This window comes from Infirmifilum sp. (assembly GCF_049970975.1).
Classification (GTDB): domain Archaea; phylum Thermoproteota; class Thermoprotei; order Thermofilales; family Thermofilaceae; genus Thermofilum; species Thermofilum uzonense.
On sequence record NZ_JBMFLX010000013.1, the window covers coordinates 24568 to 31394 of the forward strand.

7 protein-coding genes are annotated in these 6827 nt (G+C 45.8%); 1 reads left to right on the top strand and 6 read right to left on the bottom strand.

The genetic code is table 11. The annotated features are described in order from the left end of the window. Positions 1–2 precede the first annotated feature (2 nt). Genes ACP5KC_RS03710 through ACP5KC_RS03725 form a run of 4 tightly spaced genes read right to left on the bottom strand, consistent with a single transcriptional unit; the run spans position 3 to position 3186 of the window. Entirely contained in the window at positions 3–833 is an 831-nt protein-coding gene (locus tag ACP5KC_RS03710) for an energy-coupling factor ABC transporter ATP-binding protein (RefSeq protein WP_052883627.1), read from the bottom strand. Continuing rightward, a complete protein-coding gene (locus ACP5KC_RS03715; protein WP_273434337.1) occupies positions 833–1705 on the bottom strand; it encodes an ATP-binding cassette domain-containing protein in 873 nt (290 codons plus the stop codon). The genes ACP5KC_RS03710 and ACP5KC_RS03715 overlap by 1 nt, the downstream gene beginning before the upstream one ends. A gap of 1 nt (position 1706) precedes the next feature. Continuing rightward, positions 1707–2552, bottom strand: a complete 846-nt coding sequence (locus tag ACP5KC_RS03720; protein WP_052883629.1) for an energy-coupling factor transporter transmembrane component T family protein — start codon at positions 2550–2552, stop codon at positions 1707–1709. Positions 2553–2592: 40 nt separating this feature from the next. Then, positions 2593–3186 carry a hypothetical protein gene (locus ACP5KC_RS03725; protein ID WP_052883630.1) on the bottom strand — a complete coding sequence of 198 codons (594 nt, stop codon included), beginning with the start codon at positions 3184–3186 and terminating at the stop codon, positions 2593–2595. Positions 3187–3320: 134 nt separating this feature from the next. Here ACP5KC_RS03725 and ACP5KC_RS03730 point away from each other — a divergent pair, with 134 nt between their 5' ends. Further along, positions 3321–4433, top strand: coding sequence for an MFS transporter (locus ACP5KC_RS03730; RefSeq protein ID WP_428286853.1), 1113 nt, complete (start codon positions 3321–3323; stop codon positions 4431–4433). Positions 4434–4474: 41 nt separating this feature from the next. Here the strand turns inward: ACP5KC_RS03730 and ACP5KC_RS03735 are convergent, their stop codons facing one another. Both ACP5KC_RS03735 and ACP5KC_RS03740 read right to left on the bottom strand, forming a co-directional pair. Continuing rightward, entirely contained in the window at positions 4475–6262 is a 1788-nt protein-coding gene (locus ACP5KC_RS03735; RefSeq protein ID WP_273434339.1) for a phosphoenolpyruvate carboxykinase (ATP), read from the bottom strand. Between the two features lie 59 nt (positions 6263–6321). After that, positions 6322–6827, bottom strand: a 506-nt coding sequence (locus ACP5KC_RS03740; protein ID WP_428286854.1) for a hypothetical protein, incomplete at its 5' end; no start/stop codon positions are given.

Below are 6827 nucleotides of genomic sequence, written 5' to 3' on the forward strand. Positions count from 1 at the left end.
TATCATGGGTTCTTTATGAGCTTCCGCATTTCATCGAGCATTTCTTGAAGCGTTAGGGATGAGAAGGAGAACCCGTGCTCGCGGAGAGCAAGGGAGAGTTGCACTATCTGGGGCGGCTTAATAGCTGCTTTTTTAAGGACATCTACGGTATAGAGGACTTCCCGCGTGGGACCATCGAGAATTTTCTGCCCGTCAGCTATAAGGACAGTTCGTGGTGCCACTTCAGCTACAAATCGCATGTCATGGGTGATTATGGCGATTGTAAAGCCTTCCCTGTTAAGCTTCTTTACGAGGCTCGCTAGAAGATGCCTTCCCGCGTGGTCTTGCCCCGTTGTGGGCTCATCTAGGACTAACACTTTAGGCTTCATCGAAAGAACAGATGCCACTGTGAGGAGCTTCATCTTTCCATAATCCAGGTCGTATGGGTTATGATCCTCATAACCCTCAAGTCCCACAAGGCTAAGTGCCCAGCGTACTCGATCCTTGACCTCCTCCTCTGAAAGGCCTAGATTTCTAGGGCCGTAAGCCACTTCTTGAAAGACATTGCTCTCAAATATCTGGTGAGATGGGTTCTGGAAAACGTATCCTACCCGCTTGACGATCTCGTGCGAAGGCGTGGTTTTAGTATCAAGCCCCTCAACGAGTACAACTCCTTTGGTGGGCTTCAAAAGACCGTTAAGATTCTTTGCTAATGTCGACTTTCCTCCACCGTTTTGCCCTATAATCGCGATCAATTCACCGGTGTTAATAGTGAGGTTTATGCCCTTAAGAGCCCAGGTGTCTATTCCAGGATACCTGAACCATAGATCTTTTGTCTCAATTATGATGCTCATCAGCTAACACCCAGGAGTTCACTGTATATTTTAACAGCTTCTTCCAATGTAATTGGGTATTCAGCTTCCAAGCCAAGCTCCTTCTTTATCGCATGGGCAAGCTCGGTAACGCTAGGAGGATCAATTCCAATTGACTTCAACTCATCGACTTTCCTTAGTACTTCTCTGACCGGTCCATAAGCAATTACTTCTCCGTTAAAGAGAACGAGTGCTTTATCAGCGAAATACGCGACCTCCTCGATTTCGTGCTCCGCTATGACAATAGTGGAGCCCTCATTAGCTAACTTCTCAATGACGGAAAGAACCTCGAACTTCCCGATGGGATCGAGCTGAGCTGTGGGCTCGTCCATGACTATCACGTCTGGTCGTAGTGCGAGCACTGTAGCTATAGCTAGCCTCTGCATCTGTCCGCCCGAGAGCTCAAACGGCGATCTTTTCTCTAGGCCTTCTAAGCCGACATACCTGATTGCTTCTTCAACTCTCTGTCTGATCTCCTCCTTAGGCTTTCCTAGCATCATGAGGCCAAAGGCGACCTCCTCCCAGACGGTCAGAGCCAGCCCTGAAATCTGATCTTCAGGGTCTTGAAATACAAGCCCTACCTTTGTCGCCAGCTGCGAGACACTTGTGTTTAAAACCTCCTGGCCATCTATGATCACTTTGCCTCCATATCTCCCTCCATAAAAGTGAGGCACGAGGCCATTCAACGACTTGCATAAAGTGGACTTCCCTGACCCGTTTGGGCCGAGAATAGCTAGCACCTCCCCTCTATGAACCTCGAAGTTCACCTTTTTGAGCACAAAGTCCTTGCTCGTCGGGTATGCATAAGTGAGATTTTCAACTATTATTACCTTCTCGTTCCCACGTTGTCCCAATTCAACCACCCCATATCCAGCTTAAGCCAGCTATAGGAGAATATCCTATATTTACGTAAACCCAGGCTAATACTGCTGTGGAGACAAACATAAGTGAAAGGAAGATATAGTCGATTTTCATCAGCCTTGCCTCATAAAGGAGAGTCTTCTTCACCGGTGCACTGAAGCCCCTAGACTCCAGCGTTATAGCTCTTATCTGGACCTTATTTAGAGAGCTTAAAGTTAAGGGTATAACTACAGAAAGATAATTCTTGATCTTTGCAACGAAACCCACATCTGTTCTCAGTCCTCGTGCTACCTGAGCTTGAAGGATGGTTTCCGCTTCCTTTGCGAGGAGGGGGATAAACTGGAAGGTTGCGACAACCATGTAGATTAGCTTGAAGGGTACTTTCATTTTAAACAGTGTGGCAACTAGCTTCGCCTGATTCGTGGTGAGGAAAAAGAGAAGGGCTGAAGATATCGCTACAGCTATCCTTAAGGGCCAAGTTATACCCCATCCTAGTCCCTCTAGGTAAACAGGGTACTTATTGCCGAATACATCTATGTATCCTATAATTGTCTTATTCCATGGAAACCCAAAAGGCAGTGCAAGGATAGGAACCGCGAAGGCTATCCATGGCACTACTATTATTAGAAGTGTCTGCAGGATTGGCTTGGCTACACGCGCATAGAAGGCCATGGCCAGGGTTACAGCTACAAAGATGAGGTTGAGGTATGGGTCATAAAAAATGTAGACTATTACCGTAGCCCATAGAAAGTATAGGAATTTTACGCGTCCATCCAGTCTTTGTACAAATGTGTCGGCTTCTACGGCGGTTTTCTTTAGCAGTGACACTCCAACTGACATTTAGTTCAACCCAAAAGAAGGAAAAAAGAATCTTTTTAACTTATCTCGCCAGAATGAATCGCTTGGGTATACGCTGAGCTATGATCACTGAGATTATGAAGCTTATAGGCTTGTCTATGATCTCTGTAAACATGTTCTGGACATAGTTAGCTAACACAAAGTTGCCTGTTGAGCTTAACACGGCAGTGTACACGGCCGCAGCTAGGGGCTTGTATAGTGGGCCGCCGCCGAAGACAAGAATAGAGATAGCTGTGGTGAACGCGGGGTATAGGATGCCGTAGAGCACTATCATTGCAATCCAGGTCATTGGTTTCTTAAGATCTGTCCAGCCCATCTTCATCATAAAATACGCTATTAGAGCGATGGCGACATTTGCGAAGCCCCATATCCATGAAGGGAGACCCCATACTGTGAGAGCCATGATGATGTTGTAGAGGAAGCCCCCTATGGCCCCCACCCAAAAGCCTCCTATAAGTGTGCCAAGTATTGTAGCCCAGGTGTCACCCCATATGGGCGCCTTTAGAGCCTCGACGATTACTCCTCCAACATAGTTCAAGGCAGCTATAGTGGGTATGAGGACAACGGCTATAATCGCTTTCCCGGTAGGAGAAATCTCTTTGATTTCTGATGACATGTTGATCAGAAAAGAATATTAAAGTTTTTACTTATAAGTTTTATGTTTTAATCTTAATAATCTGTGTCTTCGTGTTCCTTACCACAGTAAAAAAGGTTATTATCTACACAACATTAGGGTCTAAAGGAACATGTATGGAAGTACGCATTAGATTACTAGTCTCTTCGTTCACCTTCATGGTGGGGATAGGGGCTATTGTAGCCACTCTCCCAATAGTTCTTAGAAGCATATCTACTAACAGGGTAGAGATTAGCCTAGCGGTGACGGTATGGGGGCTTACTTACTTGTTGTCAAATATACCTGCGGGATTCCTGGCCGACAGGATTGGTGCTAATAGGATCGTTCCAATAGCTTTCCTAGCGAACGTTCCACTAGGTTTTCTCATGTATTTCGGTCAAACAGCGCTAGAATACACACTCGCCAGGGCTTTAGAAGGTGTAATGGAAGCCCTAGTTTGGACAAGCATTATCGGGCTTATGGTGAAAAACACGCAAGACACAAAGATACTAGGCGTAAGCTCTATTTATGCGACGATAACTTTAGGTTTCACACTTGGTCCCCTTGCAGCAAATATACTCTCAAGCTTTTCTTCTAGAGCTCCATTCTTGTTGTATTCCTCATGCTCTGTTATCTCCTTCCTGATGACTGCTTCTCTCTTTAAGCTTGACACGGTGAAGCTTGAGAAAGTTAAAATTAAGGTAGAACTAGGTAAGAAGACGATTCTCCCTTTACTGAACGCCCTAACGGTTGGGTTGATCGAGAGTCTTCTTATAGTATATGCTCCGGAGATATCCCAGGAGACAAAACTATTGAGTCCTGAGAGCTTGGTCTCAGAATACTATTTGTTTGGCCTGCTAGGACAAGTGAGTGTGGGTGCTCTTTACACATTTATACTTAGTGAGCACTACATATCTCTTGCTTTTATCATGCTAGGCCTTACCTTTATCATTGTACCGGGGAGCATGATGTTTGTGTCAATAGCTCTCCTTGGTTTCATAAACGCGCACATTGCGAGCAGAGCGCAGGCGAAAATAGCTGAGAACATGCCAGGAGTCGAGTCTACTGGAGCAGGCCTAGCAAACTTTGCGTGGGCTCTAGGCTATTTTCTTGGAGCTCCCTTTTATAGTGCTTTAAATCCCGGCTCGCTTGCTCCACAAGTCGCCATTGCGACTATAGTCATAACAATGTTGATAGTGTATCTAGTTATCTATTACCTTGGTAACTCACATCAAAGGGCAAAGGCCTAGAAAACATTATACGTGCTTGCATTATATTTGGAAAACAGTTACTAGAAGTCCATCGCATGAAGCACTTCAGGGGGTAGTTTGAGGCCAAGCTGACTCAGTATAAGTTTACTGTACTCTACCTGTGCCTTGAGCAGCTCCCGAAATTCATCCAATGATAGATAACTTGTAGGGTCAAGTTCCTTCAGCCTTTCAGAGGGTATACCCGGCACCTCAGCGGGTACTAAAACTTTTTCTCCCCAAACTGGATGAGGCTTCCACTTAACAGCACCTCTGGTTGCCTGCAACAGGAAGAACTCAGTTTCCTCTATCGTAGGCCTGGTTCCGCCTACAGGTTTAGGGACACCATCCTTTATCTGAAGTACTGGTTCAGGGATTCGAAGAGTCCTCTCACCAACTTTCACTTCTCCCCATTTATACTCAGCTACTATTCTCCCGGTTGTATTCCACATAAAGACCTCGACTCTATGTCCCTTGCTCTCCCATTTTTTCAAAAACTCGTAGAATCTCAAGACGTGTGCATCGTCCCCAACGCCAATGGTGAATTCGGAGTAACGTGGTACAAACCTAACTCTCCCGACAAGTTCCCGTGCCTGAGCAGGGTGCCCGACAGTTCTACCGTCCGCAAGTGCCTTTGCGATAAATTCGGGTTTGTTAAGCTTTACCCAGGCGTAGTCTGTGAAGTATCCCGGTGAGAGGAATACAGCCGTATTCATGGGCCCGTCTGAGTCAACCTGTCCGTCAAAATAACCGGTGTCCTCCAAATATACTACTGATCTCGCATTCCTGTTGAGCATGCCGAAGTATTGAAACAATACTCCTTCGAAGCTGGGATTACCTTCACTGTTGAACTCCGTGTTCTCGTGCAATGCTCTGGGGCTGCTACAAGCATTCCACATTGCTTCCTGTTCAGGTGTAAGATCCTCAGTCTTAACCCATGCCCCTCTCTCTGAGCCGTAGACTCTATCCTCACATATAGCCACTATGTCGTCGTTTCTAATTTTCTGGTCCCGTACATACTCTAGGGGATTTAACCCGAATTTTTCAAGATAGATTTTAGAGTTACGCTCGGTCCACGTGTAGAAACCATGCGTAGACTTTCCTGAACCCGTCAACCCCCAGATAACAAGAGTCACCCGCCTCCATTCGTTATCTATAGTTCTAACGGTGAACTCCCTTAGAGCCGCATGTTCCCCAGTACAGCCCTTTTTGTAGACGTGATATATCCAGTGCCTCAATGCACCTTTCTTTATTTCGCCCTGATAGCTTGAGAGGGTTATTATAGATAGGTTGTGTTGCGGGAATACAAGAATAGCCATGAGTCTGTTTGTCCCTGGTATAAGAGGATTTCCAAGATAGTGGGGTATAACAAAGAGCTCGGCCTCGGGTACACCGTCGGGAGGGGCAGGGAACACTAGTTGGCTCCACCTATAAGCGAGATCAGGGAATTGCGGGTCAACGTAAACCCTTGTATGCATCTGAACCTTCGTCCCTGGGCGTCCATAGTATCCATCTACCTTTATAAGTGGACCCTGGGCTAGAATGTGCTCAAGAACCCTGAGCATCAACTGCTTATGCTCTACTCTCAGATCTTCATCCTTCTCCACTATGACGGTATTAGCCGCCGATCTACTCCAGATATTGCTCGCCCATCCCAGAGCGCCGTTCCTGTATTCTGTGGCATACAGCTTAGCTCTCTCACGTAGATCCTGGGGGTTATCGAGGATAGGTTTAACTCCCGCTTTCCTCTTCAACTCAATTATACGTTGAAAAGTTTCCCTAAAAAGCCGGGGAGTGAGTTCATCCACAGGAGGAATTATCTTCGAGCTCATTGACTCTCTTTCTTAAATGTAAAAAAGGCTTTAAAAAATTTTTACCTTAAAATTGATGGTCAAAAGAGGAGTTCGAAAAGTGTTGTTCCACCATAATATTTAGCCCTTGGACAAAGGTATAATGTGTCATCTTTACACCCAGTTTTAATACAAGACTCAACATCTACCCCGGTTATGGTAACTCCAAGTTTTTGAAGCGAATGAATTATTTCCTTGCTCTTCTGAGTGAGAAGACATGGTATATGGATCTTCCCCGTATAGGTTATACGCGGAAGGACCTCAGGTTTTTCTAATAGGAATCTAATTCCAAGACCATGGGCACTCTCGGGGGAGAGACCTATAGGGTCAAAGGGCTTTAACTGTCGAAGAATATTCTTCAATGAACTCTTGTCGACGGGTTTTCCCACACTATACCCCTCATCTATACCTCGTACTACCGCGAGCCCCCACAAGTATTTCTCGGCAAGCTTAGTGCCAAGCTCCTCGTCTAATCCTTCTAAAGAGACAAGCATGGGTCTTCCCATCTTCTTAAACTCTAGGGTTAGCTTGACAGGTTTTTCCTCGA